This window comes from Flavobacterium anhuiense, assembly GCF_001705175.1.
Classification (GTDB): Bacteria; Bacteroidota; Bacteroidia; order Flavobacteriales; family Flavobacteriaceae; genus Flavobacterium; species Flavobacterium anhuiense.
The window spans coordinates 1,469,668-1,488,483 of the sequence record NZ_CP016907.1 but is presented as its reverse complement, the minus strand read 5'-3'; the positions used below and the strand labels follow the sequence as shown (position 1 = coordinate 1,488,483).

Annotated in this window: 16 protein-coding genes and 2 tRNA genes; 12 read left to right on the top strand and 6 right to left on the bottom strand. The window is 35.0% G+C overall.

The window, feature by feature from the left end; genetic code table 11:
* Nucleotides 1–41: 41 nt before the first annotated feature.
* Genes BB050_RS06300 through BB050_RS06290 form a run of 3 tightly spaced genes read right to left on the bottom strand, consistent with a single transcriptional unit; the run spans nucleotide 42 to nucleotide 3,158 of the window.
* Nucleotides 42–2,249 carry a TonB-dependent receptor gene (locus BB050_RS06300; protein ID WP_236940427.1) on the bottom strand — a complete coding sequence of 736 codons (2,208 nt, stop codon included), beginning with the start codon at nucleotides 2,247–2,249 and terminating at the stop codon, nucleotides 42–44.
* 10 nt (nucleotides 2,250–2,259) lie between these two features.
* Nucleotides 2,260–2,730, bottom strand: a complete 471-nt coding sequence (locus tag BB050_RS06295) for a DUF4625 domain-containing protein (RefSeq protein WP_066032994.1) — start codon at nucleotides 2,728–2,730, stop codon at nucleotides 2,260–2,262.
* Complete coding sequence (locus BB050_RS06290) at nucleotides 2,727–3,158, bottom strand: DUF4625 domain-containing protein (RefSeq protein WP_164085577.1); 432 nt, start codon at nucleotides 3,156–3,158, stop codon at nucleotides 2,727–2,729. Before BB050_RS06290 ends, BB050_RS06295 begins: the two co-directional genes overlap by 4 nt.
* 992 nt (nucleotides 3,159–4,150) lie before the next feature.
* On the opposite strand from BB050_RS06290, the gene BB050_RS06280 reads away from it, so the two are divergent.
* The 9 genes from BB050_RS06280 to BB050_RS06240 all read left to right on the top strand — a co-directional run bounded on the left by BB050_RS06280 (nucleotide 4,151) and on the right by BB050_RS06240 (nucleotide 15,026).
* Nucleotides 4,151–6,718, top strand: coding sequence for a M1 family aminopeptidase (locus BB050_RS06280; protein ID WP_066032991.1), 2,568 nt, complete (start codon nucleotides 4,151–4,153; stop codon nucleotides 6,716–6,718).
* Nucleotides 6,715–7,641: a DUF58 domain-containing protein gene (locus BB050_RS06275; protein ID WP_066032990.1), complete on the top strand. Its 927-nt coding sequence runs from the start codon at nucleotides 6,715–6,717 to the stop codon at nucleotides 7,639–7,641. The genes BB050_RS06280 and BB050_RS06275 overlap by 4 nt, the downstream gene beginning before the upstream one ends.
* An 86-nt stretch (nucleotides 7,642–7,727) precedes the next feature.
* Nucleotides 7,728–7,801 (top strand) — tRNA-Asp (locus tag BB050_RS06270).
* Between the two features lie 694 nt (nucleotides 7,802–8,495).
* Nucleotides 8,496–8,569 (top strand) — tRNA-Asp (locus BB050_RS06265).
* 183 nt (nucleotides 8,570–8,752) lie between these two features.
* Complete coding sequence (locus tag BB050_RS06260; RefSeq protein WP_066032989.1) at nucleotides 8,753–9,574, top strand: AraC family transcriptional regulator; 822 nt, start codon at nucleotides 8,753–8,755, stop codon at nucleotides 9,572–9,574.
* A gap of 435 nt (nucleotides 9,575–10,009) precedes the next feature.
* A complete protein-coding gene (locus tag BB050_RS06255; protein ID WP_236940426.1) occupies nucleotides 10,010–11,302 on the top strand; it encodes a TolC family protein in 1,293 nt (430 codons plus the stop codon).
* Between the two features lie 120 nt (nucleotides 11,303–11,422).
* The gene (locus tag BB050_RS06250) at nucleotides 11,423–12,472 is read left to right on the top strand and encodes an HlyD family secretion protein (protein ID WP_066032987.1); all 1,050 of its coding nucleotides are present in this window, start codon (nucleotides 11,423–11,425) and stop codon (nucleotides 12,470–12,472) included.
* A gap of 1 nt (nucleotide 12,473) precedes the next feature.
* Nucleotides 12,474–14,057: an MFS transporter gene (locus tag BB050_RS06245; RefSeq protein WP_066032986.1), complete on the top strand. Its 1,584-nt coding sequence runs from the start codon at nucleotides 12,474–12,476 to the stop codon at nucleotides 14,055–14,057.
* A 309-nt stretch (nucleotides 14,058–14,366) separates the two neighbouring features.
* A complete protein-coding gene (locus BB050_RS06240; RefSeq protein ID WP_008466331.1) occupies nucleotides 14,367–15,026 on the top strand; it encodes an HAD family hydrolase in 660 nt (219 codons plus the stop codon).
* A gap of 249 nt (nucleotides 15,027–15,275) precedes the next feature.
* Here BB050_RS06240 and BB050_RS06235 read toward each other — a convergent pair whose 3' ends face one another.
* Complete coding sequence (locus BB050_RS06235) at nucleotides 15,276–16,067, bottom strand: hypothetical protein (RefSeq protein WP_066032985.1); 792 nt, start codon at nucleotides 16,065–16,067, stop codon at nucleotides 15,276–15,278.
* A 301-nt stretch (nucleotides 16,068–16,368) separates the two neighbouring features.
* Here BB050_RS06235 and BB050_RS06230 point away from each other — a divergent pair, with 301 nt between their 5' ends.
* Complete coding sequence (locus tag BB050_RS06230; protein WP_066032984.1) at nucleotides 16,369–16,959, top strand: TetR/AcrR family transcriptional regulator; 591 nt, start codon at nucleotides 16,369–16,371, stop codon at nucleotides 16,957–16,959.
* A 4-nt stretch (nucleotides 16,960–16,963) separates the two neighbouring features.
* The gene (locus tag BB050_RS06225) at nucleotides 16,964–17,320 is read left to right on the top strand and encodes a GIY-YIG nuclease family protein (RefSeq protein ID WP_066032983.1); all 357 of its coding nucleotides are present in this window, start codon (nucleotides 16,964–16,966) and stop codon (nucleotides 17,318–17,320) included.
* Between the two features lie 94 nt (nucleotides 17,321–17,414).
* On the opposite strand, the gene BB050_RS06220 is transcribed toward BB050_RS06225, so the two are convergent.
* Nucleotides 17,415–18,176, bottom strand: coding sequence for a hypothetical protein (locus tag BB050_RS06220; RefSeq protein WP_066032982.1), 762 nt, complete (start codon nucleotides 18,174–18,176; stop codon nucleotides 17,415–17,417).
* 18 nt (nucleotides 18,177–18,194) lie between these two features.
* On the bottom strand, nucleotides 18,195–18,425 hold the full coding sequence (locus BB050_RS06215; protein WP_066032981.1) for a helix-turn-helix domain-containing protein: 231 nt from the start codon (nucleotides 18,423–18,425) through the stop codon (nucleotides 18,195–18,197).
* 87 nt (nucleotides 18,426–18,512) lie between these two features.
* On the opposite strand from BB050_RS06215, the gene BB050_RS06210 reads away from it, so the two are divergent.
* Nucleotides 18,513–18,752, top strand: coding sequence for a hypothetical protein (locus BB050_RS06210; RefSeq protein ID WP_066032980.1), 240 nt, complete (start codon nucleotides 18,513–18,515; stop codon nucleotides 18,750–18,752).
* Nucleotides 18,753–18,816 lie beyond the last annotated feature (64 nt).

Sequence of the window (18,816 nt, the reverse complement as noted above, 5' to 3'; positions counted from 1 at the left end):
GGATTTAAAATTTGTAAATAATTGAGTTTTGAATGGTTTGCTTATCGCGAAAAGGAAAACGGAATTTTCATAGAAACAATGATGTTTCTTCCCGCTTCCGGAAGCTCGATAAGACGGTAAAAGCTGGTGTGATTTAAATATTTTGTATTGAATAAATTCTGGATCTGAATATTGATGGAGATGTCTTGGTTTCCTGATTTTACTTTTGAGCCAAAAGCCACATTAAAAACATGACTTTCAGCCGTTTTTTTCTCAGGCGGAACAATATTGTTTTGCTGTGCCGTAAAACGATAATCAACAGAGAAATAAGGTTCTTTTAAAAAGCTAATTTGCGGTTCATAATTCAATCCCAACAAAACAGAAGGCGGAGGCGAGAATGGAAGCGTATAGCCTTTTTTGCTTCCTGATTTTTGTTCTGAATAAAGATATTCGGCACTAATTTCTGCACTTAAAGATTTTAGGAAATAATAGCGCGTCTGGAATTCCGCACCATAGCGAAAGACTTTACTTTGCTCGTATTCAAAAACCTGATTTCCTGCTCCATAATAAATATCATGAGCTGAGGTTGGATTCAGATAAATGAAATTTGGAAAATAGTTCACAAACGGTGTCAGCTGAAAAGACCAGTTTTGCTGATTCCATTCGATTCCCAAATCCAATTGATACGAACGTTCAGCATCCAGATTTGGATTTCCTTTTTCGAATCTGAAATAATGATAATTTACGCCGTTTGAAGCCAGTTCTTTAGCAATTGGCATTCTAAAACTAGAACCCAAATTAGCTTTCAAAGTCAAATTTCCTGGATTGTAATTTACCCCAGTCGACCACGTAAAGCTGTCAAAAGTTTTAGTCAAATCTTGAGAACGCTGTAAATATTCCATTTGCGTCTGATTGTTTTCAGATACAGGACTTTGAAACCAATCGTAATACGATTTCATTCTAATTTTTCCGTAATCGTAACGAATAGCGCCGTGCAGAAACCATTTTTCATTCAGTTCAATTTTATCGTAAGCAAATAACCCAGCGTTGAATTGCATGAAAGCAGGAATTAAAAAACTCCATCCGCCAATGACATTTTCCTGTCCAGCAATATTGGTTCCGACAGTAATTTGATGGCGATTCAATCGGAATTCATCTTTAGCAGAAAATGACCAAACATCTTTATCATATTGGCGTTCCAAATCTTGAGGAGCGTACATGTCTTCGGGATAAATTGCCGGCATATAACCATGATTCACATAATGGCTATATTCTCTTCTAAAGTTATTCTGAAAACCAATTTGCGTCTCAAAAGCATGATTTCCCAATTGAAAAGAAGTCGTATTGCTCACTTTCAAATGATTGACTTGCTGATACGGCATCAAAATATCACGGCTCGATTTATCGTGCAATTCCAGATCAACATTTCGAGGTTCGAGTCCATGCGCATTCGCGAAAAATCCGCTTTTGGTATGCACATTGCTGAAATAGAAAACCGATTTAAAATGCTCGCCCGAATAACCCGTGCTCAAATGAAAATCAAGTTCTTTCCCAGCCGTATTTCGCAAATGATTTTTGTACAACGGAACAGCATAACTGTATACATGAACCACATCGGTTGGAACGCGATAATCGCCATAATCCATTGTGGTGACACGGGAATCAAAGAACCAGTTTTTGTTTCTTCCGAATAAATTAATAGAACTTCCAAATTGTGCATTGTTGCTTTTTCCGGTAAGGTCAACGCTTCCGCCAAAAGTATTTTGAGACGGAAGAGGAAGCGGTTTAATATTTATCGCACCGCCAACAGCATCAGATCCGTAAATAAATGAAGAAGGGCCTTTTATAATTTCTACCCGATTGACAGCATATTGATCGATTTCCAATCCGTGATCGGCGCCCCACTGCTGGCCTTCGTGTTTCAATCCGTTTTCGACCACAATAACCTGATTGAAACTCAAACCTCGAATAAGCGGTTTCGAACCTCCAGAACCAATCGAAATAGTTTTAACGCCTGGCAATTTCTGCAAAGACTGCATCAAACTTCCGCCAAGATTACGCTGAATAAAGCTATTGTTTACTGTTTCAACATTTAGCGATTCTTCTTTTTTGCGTTTCTGAACGGTATTATTGCTGATTAAAACTTCCTCTAGCTCTTTAATTTCTGATTTTTTTTCCGAGGGCTGATTTTGAGAAAAAGCTTCAACTGAAACCAATAAACCGATGAGTAAAAAACAATATTTCCAATACATGGATAGGGCATTCTTCATTAATCTGATCTTATAAAATTTTAATACTTAAGCCTTTCAGCGTTTGCCAGCCCTCCTTGTCCGTCAAGCGGATCATAAAATGATAATCTCCCGGATCAACATCGGCAGGAATGGTGATTTGTGCTGTTGCTTCGTAACTTTTCATTCCATTTGGAATAGTGTAATTGTTAATGAAAAGCATAGGTTTTACAGGGCTTTTTACAGCTTCGGTTTCGCAGGTATTTACTTCTGTACTATGCGTATGATGGTCGAAATTGTGGTGAATGTCCAAACTGTAAGAACCCAATTCGACATTATCATTAAAAGTGGCTTTGAAAGTAAAGGTCTTTCCGCGTTCAATCGTGCTGCATTGAATAGGAAAAGCATTTGCCCCAGTGATGTCAATCACAGGATATTCGGTGTCGATTTCGGCATTATCGCTTGAACAAGATGTTATAAAGGCAAGTGTCAAAACACCTAAAAGAAGCTTTAGTTTTTTCATATTTTTTGATTTACAATCGTTAGGTTTTTCTTCACTTCCAGCTTACTTCCGTTTTGATCGTTTACGATAATGATGAAGTCGTATTTTCCTTCTGCGGCATCTTCTGGAATGTCAAAATGTTTGTGAACCGTTGCATTTTTTGCGCCCGCATATTGTGTCCACGTAATTTCGTGTGACCACACTTTAGAATATGTTTCGGTGTTTTTTTGCACAATTTTTACCTGTACATTTTCGATTTTATCAGCGGCAGTCACTTCTGCATTAAAATGGAAATCTGCGCCAATAGTCGCTGTTTCGCTGTTGCTAAGACCCAATTCGATTTTGTCAATCTTAGGAATTGCTTGTTCTTGTTCTGAATCGTCGTTACTGCAGCCTGTAAAAGCAATTGCCGCAAAAAGCGAAGCCAGAATGAGTTTTGTTGTTTTCATTTTTTCTGATTTGATTTTGATCATTTTATAAAGGTATTTGGGTTATATAAGAAGCCTATTGCAAAGTTTATAAGTCCCAGAGGGACAAAATATTGGTAGAAATATATTTGCCATTTTTGGGTAAGTCCCAGCGGGACGAAATATTTGTAAAAAAGAATTTAGGACCTATGCAAAAGCCTCAGCGAGGCGACATATATCTTTTCTCTAGTCAAACAGCACACTAGTAACTAAAAGCTGAATTAAGTTTAGTTCTAATATGTTAATCGATAAAAATTTGGAAGTTTTTGTGTAGAAAAAGTTATTTCAATATCAATATCAATATCAATATCAATATCAATATCAATATCAATATCAATATCAATATCAATATCAATACATTTCGTTATATTCTTAAAATGAATAAAATAGCTGTTGAATGTATTAAGATTTTGTAATCATAAAAACAACTAAATAGCCGAATTGCAAAACAATGAGAAACACAAAAAAATACTAAAATGTAAAAGGTGGGGCTCGAAGTGAGAAAAGAGCGCCCTTAAAAAATGCAAAATGCGGTTTGCTGTAAAAACTAATGTGTTTAACGACAGGATTATTCTTGAAAAACTGAAAAGCATGAAATTCAAATGTGCCAACAGCGCTAAACTTAAAATCGCAAATTGAACATTTATGAAACGAATGCAGTTTGGCCTTGAATTGTGGCTTTTCTGAAACTGAAAATTCTATTTTCTCTTTCTGCGAATGAGTGTCCAAAATATGCTCATACGAATGGACAGCCGGAAAAAGTATTGCGAACAATACAATCAAAGGCATGAAGAGATTTATAAATTTAAGCTTCTTTTTCATTCGTTAAAATTACTTCTGATATTTTCACCCAGAATTAATGCAATAGTGTTGCAAATATAGAAATCTTATTTTTAAATGCAATGTTGTTGCGATAATTGTTTGTAAAAAATCAATGCTTTTGCTAATTTTAGCAAATCTTATATTCCTTAAAAATGAAAATTTTCTACAGCTTTCTTTGTTTTTTTATATTGATTTTCAATAGTTTTTCTCAGGTAAAAGAAAATGAATTATTAGAAAATGGTGTTTTAGAACAGCTGGCGAAATTTCGTAAAAAGCAGATTTCAGATCTTCAATACATTTTGTCTTTCGAAATTCCGAATCAGAAATCAGAAAATATAAATTCTAGTTTGATTGTAAATTTGAGTTTATCTGACTTAAGCCAGCCTTTGATTTTTGATTTTAAAGAGAAAACTTCCAACATAAAAACAGTTGAAGCAAACGGAAAAAAGCTTTCTATTATTCATGAAAATGGACATATTGTAATTCCGGTTTCGGCTTTGGTTTCAGGAAAAAATACATTTTCAATTTCATTTATTGCAGGTAATTTATCTTTAAACAGAAATGACGATTTTTTGTATACTTTGTTAGTTCCAGATCGCGCGAGTACTTTATTTCCTTGTTTGGATCAGCCCGATTTAAAAGCGACTTATAAACTGAGTCTTTCTGTACCAAAAGATTGGTCTGTTTTGGCTGGAGCTGATGTTGTAGAAAAACTCGAAAAAGGAGATTTCACAGCTTATACTTTTGGAGAATCAGATAAAATGAGTACGTATTTATTCTCTTTTGTAGCAGGAAAATTCAAAAGCACTACACAGAAACCAGGTTTAGAAATGACGATGTTGTATCGTGAAAATAGTCCAGAGAAATTTCGCGTAAGCGCTGATACTATTTTCAATCTACATCAGCAATCTTTGGACTTTTTAGAAAAATATACCAATTATAAATTTCCTTTTCAAAAGCTGGATTTCGCTTCGATTCCTGTTTTTCAGTATGGCGGAATGGAACATGTTGGTGCAATTCAGTATAGAGAATCGACTTTGTTTTTGGACAATAGCGCAACTGACACGGAGAAATTAAACCGTGCCAAATTAATCGCACATGAAACCTCACACATGTGGTTTGGAGATTTGGTTACGATGAAATGGTTTGACGATGTTTGGATGAAAGAGGTTTTTGCCAACTTCATGGCCGATAAAATCATGAATCCGATTTTCCCGAAAGTCAATCATAATCTGCAGTTTTTCACCGCGCATTATCCTAGCGCTTACGCGGAAGATCGATCTTTGGGAACACATCCAATCAAACAGCATTTAGCAAACTTAAAAAATGCAGGTTCGCTTTACGGAGCCATTATTTACAACAAAGCGCCAATCATGATGCGCCAATTGGAAGCTTCAATGGGGGCAGCAGCTTTTCAGAAAGGAATTCAAAAATATATTCAGAAATACGCCAATGATAACGCCGACTGGAATAATCTCGTAGAACTTCTAGATGCTGAAACTCCCCTTGATATGAAAAAATGGAGCGATGTCTGGGTTAACAAATCGGGGAGAGCAATCTTTACAGATAAAGTTGAATACGATTCTAAAAACCGAATTAAAAGTTTTGAAATTCAGCAAAAAGCAGAAGACCAATCAGAGAATATCTGGCCTCAGATTTTTCAGATTGGGTTGGTTTATGCTAAAGAGGTAAAAGTTTTATCAGTTAATATTAATGATAAAAATACTGTCGTAAAAGAAGCCATCGGACTTGAAAAACCAATTGCTGTTGTTTACAATTATAATGGTTTTGGATACGGCGTTTTTCCGCTTGACGGGAATAATTTAAATTATATTTCTTCTTTGAAAGATGAAATGGCTAGAGCTTCGAGTTATAGTAATCTTTATGAAAATACTTTGATTGGAAATGTTTCGCCAGAAAAAGCTTTTGAATGCTTTTTAAAAGGAATTCAATCGGAAGAAAACGAGTTGGTTCTTCGAATTGCAACAGGAAATTTAAATACAATTTATTGGCGCTTTCTGACTGAAAAACAGCAAAATAAAGTTCAGAAACAGCTTGAAGGCGTTTTAAATGATCGTTTACAGGCCAATTTATCTGCAAATATCAAAAAGACATTGTTCGGATTATTCAGTTCAATTGCCTATTCCAATTCTGCAAAAGCCAGTTTATATAAGGTTTGGAATAGAGAAATTTCGATTCCGAATTTGAAATTAAATGAAGACGATTATACCAATATGGCTATGAATCTGGCGATTTTCAAACATCCACTGGCTGATGGAATCTTGGAGAAAACAAGAACTTCATTTACAAATCCTGATAAACAAAAACGTTTTGAATTCTTGCTTCCTTCTTTATCGAAAGATGAGTCGGTTCGAAATGCTTTTATGGAATCTTTAAAAGACGATGCAAATCGTGAGAAAGAATCTTGGGTTTCTGTAGGTTTAGCCAATATAAATCATCCGCTTCGTCAGGAAAGTGCGCAAAAGTATATTAGATTTTCATTAGATTTGGTTGATGAAATTCAGCGTACGGGAGATATTTTCTTCCCGAAAGATTGGCTGGACAATACGATTGGGAAGTATTCTTCGAAATTTGCTTTTGATGAAGTACAGCGATTCTTAAAAGAAAATCCTAATTTTAGTCCGATCTTGAAACGCAAATTATTCATGGCGACAGATTTGCTTTATAAAGCACAAAACATAAAAAAAGAAACCGAATGAAAATTGAATCGGAAATAGAGAAAGTCTCCAGTTTTCAGCACCTCGAAATGCTGGCGAATCAGGTTGTGGAAGGTTTTATATCGGGAATGCACAAGAGTCCGTTTCATGGATTTTCGGCTGAATTTGCTGAGCATAAAGTTTATAACGCAGGCGAAAGCACCAAACATATAGACTGGAAATTATTCGCCAAAACCGATCGTTTGTATACGAAACGTTTTGAGGAAGAAACCAATTTACGCTGTCATTTGATTGTAGATAATTCGTCATCAATGCATTATCCGGAATTGAAATCGAATCAGCCATTTTATGAAAAGAAGATTGGATTTGCAGTTCTGGCTTCGGCGGTTTTGATGAATATTTTAAAGAAACAGCGCGATGCCGTTGGTTTAAGTGTTTTCTCAGATAAATACGAATATTACGCACCGGAAAAAGGAAGCGATCGCCATCATAGAATGCTTTTAAACAAACTGGAAGAATTATTGGTTCAACCAAAAGTCAAAAAAACAACCGATACGATTACATATTTGCATCAAATTGCGGAAAAAATGCATCGCCGTTCGATGATTATTTTGTTTACCGATATGTTTCAGACAGAAGATGATGAGAAATTATTCAACGCATTACAACATTTAAAACATAACAAACATAAAGTAGTTTTATTTCATGTGGTTGATAATGAAACCGAATTGAAGTTTGATTTTGATAATACGCCTAGAAAATTCATAGATTTAGAATCGGGAGATGAGGTTTCTATTTTTGCTGATAACGTAAAAGAGCAATACGAAAAAAGGGTAGAGGCGTACTTTAAAAATTTGGCTTTAACCTGCGCAAAGAACCAAATTAAGTACGTTCCGGTAAATGTGGGCGACAATTTTGAAAAAATATTGACTACATATTTGGTTGAAAAACAAAACTTTGGATAATATATTAAAAAATAATTTCATTTTTTTTATAAAAACGCTTGCAGAAATGAAATTCTGTTATATCTTTGCAACCGCAATAACGCAGAGGTTTGGTAGTTCAGTTGGTTAGAATACATGCCTGTCACGCATGGGGTCGCGGGTTCGAGTCCCGTCCAGACCGCAATATTGGGAGAAGCCTTTCTTAACAGAAAGGCTTTTTTGCCCAAAAACGGTATCTAAGATTAGTTGTGTTGTTTTGCTACGACTTTGTAACTCGTAGCTGGTTTAGTAGTTAGACCAATGAAAAGCTTTCCACTTTTGTGGATGGCTTTTTTGATTTAAGACACTTTTGTTTTTAACCGCAAAGAATGCTAAGATACGCAATCCCGATAGCTATCGGGAGCAAAGATATTTTTTAAAGAATGCAAAGTCGCAATGCTTAGAATTGATTAAGCTTTGCGATTTTTTTTGCTTGATTCTGATTTCAACGAACAGTTTATCATTTCGACGAAGGAGAAATCTCCGCAAGTAATTCCACAAAGATTTTTCATTTATATATTAAAATATAGCCCGTGGTTTCAACCATGGGGACACAATCTATATCAATCAATACGTTTCCGTGGTTGAAACCACGGGCTATGTTTAAAAACGGGCTAAATGATGTTACGCGAAAAAACTTTGCTCCCGATAGCTATCGGGATTGCGTAAATCTTAGCGCTCTTTGCGGTTAAGTAAAAGAAAGTTCCTACTTTTTTATTAAAACGTGAATTTTTAAAATATTGGAGTTTAACCAATTAAAAATTTCTCAAATTTTATTCGTAAAAACGCTTGCAGAAACGAAATTCTGTTGTATTTTTGCACTCGCAATAACGCAGGGTTTGGTAGTTCAGTTGGTTAGAATACATGCCTGTCACGCATGGGGTCGCGGGTTCGAGTCCCGTCCAGACCGCCTAAGTTGTTAAAAGCCTTTCTTCACGGAAAGGCTTTTTTGTTTTTAAATTTTACCGCAATCCCGATAGTTATCGGGAGCTAAGATTTTACGCAAAGTTCGCAAAGGTTTTATTTAATCTTTGCGAACTTTGTGCTTTTACCTTGTGTGCTTTGTGGTTAAATTTCTTCCTATCTTTATATTATGGAACACTCCGGTCAGAAACTCGATAAATACTACATTAAGAAAGTAGATGCTGATAAAAAGAGCATTTACTGCCACCACGATTTGATGGGTGAATTGTTTATTCCGCCACACAGACACCAGAAAGCACAGCTCTTATACGCTGAAGGCGATGTTGTTTTTGTAACTACAGAAACCAAAACTTATTTTTTGCCAGCAAGGCATTTTATATGGATTCCGAGTGGAGTGGAGCATAGTATCGAGCCGAAATCGGAAAGTGTTACAATGCGAAATCTGTATTTTCCTGTTGAAAAAGAAGAAGATGACTTTTATAAAATAGAAGGAATTTATCCAGTAAACAATTTGTTGTTGCAAATGATGCTTTTTACCAATAGATGGAATGGAGATCTTAAAAAAGGGACTCCAAATTTTACCATTGCCAAAGCGATAAAAGCAATTCTTCCTCAAATTTGCACTAATAATTTACCCTTAGAATTGCCACAACCCAAAGACAAACGTCTTGGAAAAATTCTGCGCCATATCGAAAACAATCTTGGAGAAACGATTCTGTTTGCCGATGTAGCTCATGAATTTGGCTTTAGCGAACGCTCTTTGTATCGTTTGTTTCAAAAAGATCTCAAAATGTCCTTTATTCAATATTATACCATTAGAAGAATCTTAAAAGCAATCGAACTTTTATTAGAAAGGAAACTTTCAGTAAAAGAGGTAGCCGAAGAAGTTGGTTACAATAGCGTTCCAACTTTCAGTAATACTTTCTTCAAGATTTTAGGTCAAAGACCTTCCGATTACTTAAATGGTGAAGAGATTTTAGAAAGTAAATAGTTTTTATTTCACGCAGATTTTAATAGATTTTAGCTGATTTAGCAGATTCTTTTTTATTCCATGCGTAAAAAAAAGTCTCGCAGATTCCGCAGATTTCAGAGATTTTTAAATGCTTTATAATCTGCACAATCTGACAAATTTGCAAGAGTAAAAAGAAAAATCTGCGCGTATCTGCTAAAATCTATTAAAATCTGCGTGAAATATCACAATCCAAATCTATTTTGTAATAAATTGTTTTTCAGTGTTTTAATATAACGTTTTCGGGAAATGGAATTTTAACATTTGTCCGAAATGAATATGTTCTTGGCTTTTTAGAATTATCAGTCACGAGAAAAATGAAGGAACTTTGCAGCATCAAATATTAATATATTTATGTGCCGCAAAACAACAAATTCTACAGACGATTGTTTTCCCAGAATGCTGCTGTTAATCTTAATGATATTAGCATTCAATGGCTTACAAGCGCAGGAAGTCCACACGGTTTCATTACAAGAAGCTTTGAAACTGGCCAAAGAAAACAACAAAAAAATCCTTAGATCTCAATTGGAGGTCACGCTCGCAGAGCAAAATATTAAAGAAAGAAAAGAACTCCGACTGCCAGACGTACAGTTAAATGGCATGTACTCTCGCATCACGAATATTACTGAATTCAAAGGAAGCGGGTTTTTGAAAGACAAAGAAGTTACGCCAGCAATTCCTGAAATTTACGAGGTAAATACAACCTTTAAAATGCCAATTTATGCTGGAAATAAGATTAATAATGCCATCAAAATTGCGAATCAGGAAAACGAAATTGCTAAAATAAAAACCGAAAAGGCCGAAAATGATATCGAGCTTGAAGTGGTGGCAAACTATCTGGCGATTTATAAAATGATGGAACTTCAGAAAATATTCGAAGAAAACATCAAAGAAGAAAAAAGCCGACTGAAAGAAGTGCAATCGCTTCAAAAACATGGAACGGTTACGAAAAACGAAGTTATTCGTGCCGAATTACAGCTTTCAGATCGCGAATTGAATGCGTTAACTAACTCCAAAAACATTAAAATCGCACTTCACGATCTGAAAACGCTGATCCAGATTCCGGAAAACGAAGAAATTGCAATCGACACTACGTCAAGTCTTGATGAAATGAACGGTCTAGATCCGTATGATTTTTATATGACTAAAGCTTTGCAGAACGAAGAAATGCGTATTGCAAGCCAAGAGTTAAACATCAGCAAAACGGAACTGAAATTGGTTAAAGGAAATTATCTGCCAAGTGTTCATTTCTTTGGAAACTACGGTTTTTATTATCCAAACTACAAATTCTTTCCGCCAAATCCGTATTTGTACACTTTGGGACAAGTGGGGATCGAAGCCACTTTTGACCTTTCGTCTTTGTATAAAAATAAGACCAAAATGGAGCAGGCCAACACCAAAATCAAATGGCAGGAAATGCAGAATGAAATTGTAAAAGAGGAAATTCAGGATAAGCTGTATAAAGAGCACACGCAATATCAGGAAATCCTTGAAAAGTTTGTGGTGGTTGACAAAGCTTTGGATTTAGCCGAAGAAAACTATCGAATCGTAAAGCTGAAATACTTAAACCAATTGGTTTTAATTACCGAAATGGTTGATGCCGATAATGCCTTGCTTCAGGCGAAATACAACAAAATTTCTACGCGATTGGATGCGGTTTTAAAACATTATGAACTGCTTCATACGGCGGGAATGCTTCCGCAAAGCTAGATGGTGAGAGATTAGGCTAAAGCCTTAAGAAAAAAGAGGCAAGAAGCAAGACTTGATAAAAGAAAGAGGCAAGAGAAAAGACATTTTAGAAAAGAACTAAGTTAAAGAGAAAAGAAAGATATGGTTAAGATTAAAAATGAAACTAGAAGAAATAAAACGTTTCATATACTAATAACGATTATTGCGTGCACGCTGGTAATAAGTGGTGTTATTTTGGGAATTTGGTTTTATGTATTTAACCGAAATCACGAAGAAACGAATGATGCTCAGGTGGAGCAATATGTAACGCCAATTATGTCGAGAATTACAGGTTATGTGCAGGAAGTTCGTTTTAACGAAAATCAGTTTGTGCATAAAGGCGATACTTTGGTTGTAATTGATAACAGAGAATACCAATCGAAATTGAATGTGGCTCTTGCCGATGTTCAGAATGCGAAACAAAATAGCGTTGTGGCTGAGAAAAATGCCATAAATACAGCAAGCGCAACAGCGATTAACGAAGCGCAGTTAGAAGCTGCAAAATCGAATCTTTGGAAAACCAAATTGGAATACGAAAGATACAAAGCTTTGGTAAGCGAAGAGGCAGCAACTTCTCAGCAATTAGAAAAAGTAAAAGCAGATTACGAGTCAGCACAGGCGCATTTTCAGGAAATGAAAAACAGAATTCATTCATCGGCTTTAAGCACTTCTGTTGCCGAAGCAAACGTTCCTACAACACAAACGAATATTGCTTCAAAACAAGCTGTAGCTGATAACGCGGCTTTATTTCTTTCGTACACTATAATTACAGCGCCTTATGACGGTTGGGTTGGAAAACGAACTCTACAGCCAGGACAATTGGTAAAAGAAGGTCAGTCTTTATTGTCAATTGTAAGTAAAGAAAAATGGATTACGGCCAATTTTAAAGAAACGCAATTGCAATATTTAAAAGTTGGACAGGATGTTGAAATAAAAGCCGATGCTTTGAGCGATAAGACTTTTACAGGAACAATTGCGTCTTTATCGCCAGCGAGCGGGGCAAGATTTTCATTGCTTCCTCCAGATAATGCAACGGGTAACTTCGTAAAAATCGAACAAAGAATTCCGGTTAGAATTCAGTTGAAAGACAGCGACAAACAAACTGACTTTTTAAGAGCGGGAATGAATATTACTGTGATCGCAGCACACTAAAATGGAAGATAAAAGTATATTTAAATTATGGGTTCCAAAATGGGCAATCATTACAATTTTGTTTGTTTGCCTCTTGCATTCCATGATTTTATTGGGAGTTTATACGTCAAACGTAACGTATGCGGCAAGTTTTCTGGACATCGAGCCCGAAGATTTGCAGTTTGCAATGTGTGTTACGTACGGAACTCTGCTGGCTACAATTCTCATAGAAAGCCGATTTTCGAGTTTTTTCCCTGCCAAAAATTACCTCATAGGAGTTTATTCCTTAATTGGAGTTACGATTGTGGCGTCGGGTTATGTCGATAATTTTGCGGTTTTTCTATTGCTGAGAGTTGCCGAAGGAATCTTAATGGCGCTTCCTGCCATTACCATCAGACAATTGCTTATTGAGCAGTTTGATTCTAAAAACGCCATTATAATTGGTTTTTCCTTTTATTATGGTTCTCTACTGTTGTCAACGCCTTTTATTATGAATATTGCGGTTTGGTTTCTGGATCATTACGACTGGAAATACATGCTGTATGTTTCTGGCGGATTACAGGTTTTAAATGTCTTTTTAATCTTGGTTACTTTTCGTGGGCACCGAATCACAAAGAAAATCCCGTTGTATCAAATCGACTGGATGAGCTATTTTTTGGTTTTAACAGCTATTCTTTGCGGTGCCTACTTTTTTGTGTATGCCGAGAAAAAATATTGGTTCGAATCTTCCCAAATGGTTTTAATGCTTATTATGGCACTCATTACGGGAGGTTTGTTCATCTTCAAAGAGCTTTTGGTTAAAAGGCCAACTTTTGATTTTGAAGTTTTTAAATACGCCAATCTGAGAATTGGGTTTTTATTGTTTTTCCTTTTTTACATCAGCAGAGCAACGTTGAGTCTTTGCCATTCGGCTATGTATTCGATTTGGAATTGGGATCCGTCGCGTGTTGCGGGCGTGCAGTACATTAACGGATTGGGAAATGTAATCGGACTTATTTTAGCCGCTTTTTTTCTAATGAAATCTGTCTCAACTAAAATCATCTTTATAATTGGTTTTACGCTTATAGCGCTGTTTCATTTTTGGTTTACGTTTCTATTTGTGCCCGATGTGGCTTTGTCAGATATTATTGTTCCCTATGTTTTGCAGGGAATCGGAGTGGGGTTTTTATTTGTTCCGTTAATTCTCTTTACCACTTCTTCGGTTCCTGCAAATATGGCGGTTTCTTCGGGAATTGTCGGCGTTTCGGGACGTTTCTGGGGAAGTACAATTGGGTTTTGCGTGATGCAGAATGCAACAGTATTTTTAAATAAAAAGCACTTTTTTAAACTAAGCCAATTCGTAACCGGCGAAAATCCCGAAGCGCAGCAAACCATCGCCAGCACCACGCAGAGTTTTATTGCCAAAGGATATTCGGCAGATAATGCCAATGTTTTAGCCATGAAAAAGATTTTTGGAAGTATTGCCAAACAATCGACTCTATTGGCCGATATGGAAATTTATACCATTGTTGGATATTGTCTTTTGGTTCTGATAATTCTTATTGCGTGCAATCAGCATTTGAGACAGACGATGACTTTGGTGAAAAGCAAGATTTGGATTGGGTAAAACCCAAATTCCAATTTTTTTAAATTCCAAATTCCAAAAATAATCTAATCTCGCAAAGTCGCAGAGTCGCAAAGTTTTTGTTTTTTGCAACAGATTATAAGATTAAAAGGATTTTGTTTCACGCAGATTTTGCAGATTTTTGCAGATTTAATTTTTGAAATTTTAGAGATAAATAATCTGTGCACATCCGCTTAAATCTTTTTTAATCTGCGTGAAACAAAAAAACTGAGTGAATCTCTGCGAGAAACCTCCGCGAATCTCCGCGGAAAAACCCTTATCTTGCATCCGTTTAAAAAACAGATAAAATATATGAGCCAGCAATGTGTAATTTTTGATATGGACGGCGTGATTTCACACACAAATCCGCATCATGTGATCGCTTTTGAAAAATTTTTCGATAAATATAATATTCCGTACACTCAGGAAGAATTTGAAGAACATATGTATGGAAAACACAATAGTTATATCATGACGCATTTCTTCAAACGTCCGATTGCGGGAGAAGAATTGATAAAACTGGAAGATGAAAAAGAAGGGATGTTCCGTGAGATTTACAAAGACAAAGTCGAAACGATTCCGCATTATATGGATTTTTTAAACGAATTAAAATCTCGTGGTTTCAAAACCGCAGTTGCAACATCGGCGCCTCGCGCGAACTTGGATTTAATTGCCAACTTCCTAAAACTAGGCGAAAAAATGGATTCGATGATGTCATCAGAAGATGTTACGTTTCATAAACCAAATCCCGAAGTATATTTAAAATCGGCAGAACGTGTTGGTGTTTCTCCGTCAGATTGTGTGGTTTTCGAAGATTCTTTTTCGGGTATTACAGCAGGATTAAATGCCGGAATGAAAGTCGTAGGCGTTTTGAGTACGCATACAAAAGAACAGCTTCCGCCATGCGATTTTTATATTAATGATTATAGTGAAGTAAATGTGGATAAGATTTTAGAATTATTAGGGAAATAAATTCCAATTTTTTAAAATCCCAAATTCCAAGTGATACGAGACCTTTGTCAAAGTTTTAAACTTTGACAAAGGTTTTTTTTCATATTGTAACCAAAATCTTGTCATTTCGACGAAGGAGACTCGAGCGATAGCGAATAGGCGAAGCAAATCTCCGTAAGTAACTCCGCAACGAAAAGCCAATCTGTGTCGAATCCCGCGTGAGATTCCTCGTTCCTCGGAATGACAAACTAGATGTTTGAAATTGTAAACCTAATACTTCTCCTCCAAAAAAGCCATCCAGCCTTTTTCAAATTCCTCTTGCGTTACGTTCAATGTTTTTTCGATGTTGCCGAAAGACGCAATCAGTTTGGGTAGAATGTCTTTTCCCCATTTTTGAGTCATATATTCGATTATGGTGTAGCCAATGTTGTAAATCTGATTGCCGTGATTAAGATCTTCTAAAGTCAGGTTTTTGCTTTTGGCGTATTTTACGCTTAGCGAATTAACTTCTCCTGCTTCAAAAATACTGATCGATTCCCAGAGCCAGCGAGGATATTCGGCTTTGAACTTTTTATCAAATTCCTTATCAAAAGTCAGTCGGTCTTGGGTGATGATGGTGTCTTTTGCTTTATAGATTAATATGTTGAGCTGAACGCAATGTGTAAACTCATGCAAAGCCGTTTTGAGAGGATCGTCTGGAAAAATAGAATTAAACCAATTCGTCCATACAAAATGAAATTCGTTTGGACCACGACTTGTGCCTTTTGTATTTTCTGTTAAACCTGTCGCTTCATTAAACTTGAATTGCGAACCGTAAACAAAAACCTTTATCGCGTCGTGTTCTACATCTTTTAAATTTTCTCTTATATTAGAATAGTTTTCCTCAAGGTGTTTGCTGACTTTTTCAGCTTCACTTTTATAAATTCCGGTATAGGAAACGATAAAATGCTCCGATTTAAGAGTTCGTGTTTCGTGTTGAACGGTAAAGCTTCGAACCGTTCTCGCAAAATAAAAAACAGCAATAATTGCTAAAAAAAGGACTAATAATCTGTATTTTCTCATGTGTTCTAAATGTTTTTTGAGATTTAAAAACAAGCGAAATTTTGAGAATTAGGTTTTTGGTTTTTTAAAAGTAAGAATATTTAAATACTAAAGCGTAAAATAATTAAAGAAATTTCTGAATCGCTTTTTGTTTTGTCGCTCCCGATAGTTGTCGGTATATTAAAAATTAAAAGGTGTACTTATCACATTGTTTCCTGTTTTAACGGAAGTTTTTAGGGTAAAAAAATTGTAATTTTATTAATTATTTTTACTTTTGTTCAAAATATGAACATTGTTCATATTTTGTAATAGCGTTTACAATATGAACAGAAAAGAAATACAAGAGCAGAGAATGAAAGATTATTTCATTCAGGCTACCAAAGAAATTTTAAAAGGAGAAGGCATTCAGGCTTTAAGCGTAAGAAGTATAGCCGAAAAAGCGGGATATTCGTTTGCTACACTTTACAATTATTTTAAAGATGTAAAAGAACTGATTTTTCTTTGTGTGAAAGATTTTCAGCAGGAATGTCAGGAATATGTTGAAGATAAAACAAAAGATACAGAAAGAGGGGAAAAGAAAATTATTGCAACTGCGATTTCCTACGCCGAATATTTTGTGCAGTATCCAAGTGTTTTTGAAATCTTTTTTATCGAAAAACTCCCTAATTCGGCTGAAAATGCCAGAATATCAGAATTAATTTCCTCTTTTCTTGAAAAACTCTGTCAAGAAGAATTTCAATATTGCATTGATCAAAAGAGTTTTACAGCCGAAGAAGTTCAGGAAATAGCAAAAGAGCTTAATTTTTTAATTACGGGGATTTTACTGCTGTATTTAAACCGAAATTATCCGTCTGATTATGGTGATTTTACTAAAAATTTAAAATCACAAATAGAAAAAACAATGAAAAAATAATCGCATGAAAACCAAAAAAGAACTTAGAGACGAATACAAGGAAATGAAGTTCAAGAAAGGTGTTTTTCAAATACGAAATACCGTAAACAAAAAAGTATATATAGATAGCAGTGCTGATCTTGATGCTATTTTTAAACGCCAAAAATTTCAGCTTAACTGCGGGAATCATCCTGTGGCAGAACTTCAAAAAGACTGGAAAGAACTTGGAGAAGACAAATTCGAATTTGAAATCCTGAGCGAAATAAAAGAAAATGATACAGCCGTAAAATCTGACCCAAAAGATTTGAAACTTTTAGAGCAAATGTTTTTGGATGAAATAAAACCTTTTGATGAAAAAGGATATAATAAAAAGAAAAAATAGCCTGTTAAGGCATGAAGTTTTATGAATTGCCTCCCGCTTTAGCTGGAGGTTTTTTTTATGTCTGAAAAGGAAAAGGCTTTAGCCGAAAATATTTCTATCTCATCCAGCCTTCAATTTTATAATTTTTAGAAAATAATTTCCTTTCTTTTTCTTTATTATCAGGTTTAAACCAAACTTCAAATCTTGCGGCATATGGTTTTCCCCAATCTCCTTCGTAAATTATGAAGTCGCCAACCGTACCAAATTTTTTTATGTCGTGAGAAGGATTGAAAACTTTAATAGAACTTCTTCTTTTTAATTGCTTAACAGATAGAGCTTCATTTTGGGTGATTTCAAAAGCTTTTAAATAAATGGTTCCTTTTTCGATTTGACCAATCCAAAAATCATATTCATAAAGTCCAGGCTGAAACGAATTGTAAAGCTGAAATTCTGTTTTTGTTACAACTTTATTTGTTATGCTATCAGGTCTTTGCGATTCGAATTTTGCATAATAGTCAAGGTCAACTGGATTATTAATCGGTATGTTTTTCGGAATTGTTAAATTATCCGCCCAAGTATCAGGAGTGTTTTGTTCTATAAAAAATAGAATAATCATGTAAAATGAAAATGCAAAAATTGTTCCGCCCAATAAAAAGAATGTTCCTATGCTTTTGAGCCATTTCTTTTGAAGTAATTGATAAAAAGCTGAAATCAGTAGAAACAACAGTCCTAATCCAAATACTGTAAAGCAAATGTTTTCAAAGATTGGATTTTTAAAAAAATTAGAAGCGACTAAAAGAAAAATAGAAATTATCCAAAATAATATTGGTCTTCGCCAATCATTAAAAAAGTATAAAAAATATTTTTTTATAGCCATCTTTTTTAATAAATGTTTCTATTTCAAAGGAAAATCAAGCAACTCTTTAGGTTCAATATCTAAAGCATTGGCAATTTTTACGAGAGTTCTTACTGTAGTATTTATTTCGGCTCTCTCAATTCTACCAATCTGATTTTTTTTGATATCACAATCATCAGCCAAAGCCTGCTGCGATAAGCCTTTTTTTTCACGCAATTGTCTTACGTGAGTCCCAAGATTTGCAATAAAGATTTCCTCTGAAATATCCATATTTCAAAATTCCTAAGATTTATTTTTGGCTTGGTCACATTTATGTGGTCAAAAGTATTATATTTGGAGTGTTTAAAAAATAAGACAATGGCTACAAGTGATTTATCAAAAGAAACAGAAAAAAGACTCTTAGATTTTTTTAATAATGTTATTGATGCTAAAGATTTGGCAAAAGCAATACGTCAATTAAATTATGCAATTGCATTAGTTATTATGAAAGATGATGAAAGAGGATATGTTTATGCCCAAAGAGAAAACCTAGAAAAAGGTTTTTATTGGCTGAATGAATTAGCCGAAATTTTGCATCCGTATTTGGAAGTGGAGTAATTAAGAAAACTATAAAAGTTCATTTTGACGAAAGGAGAAACCAAAAGCAAAACCGACAAAAAAT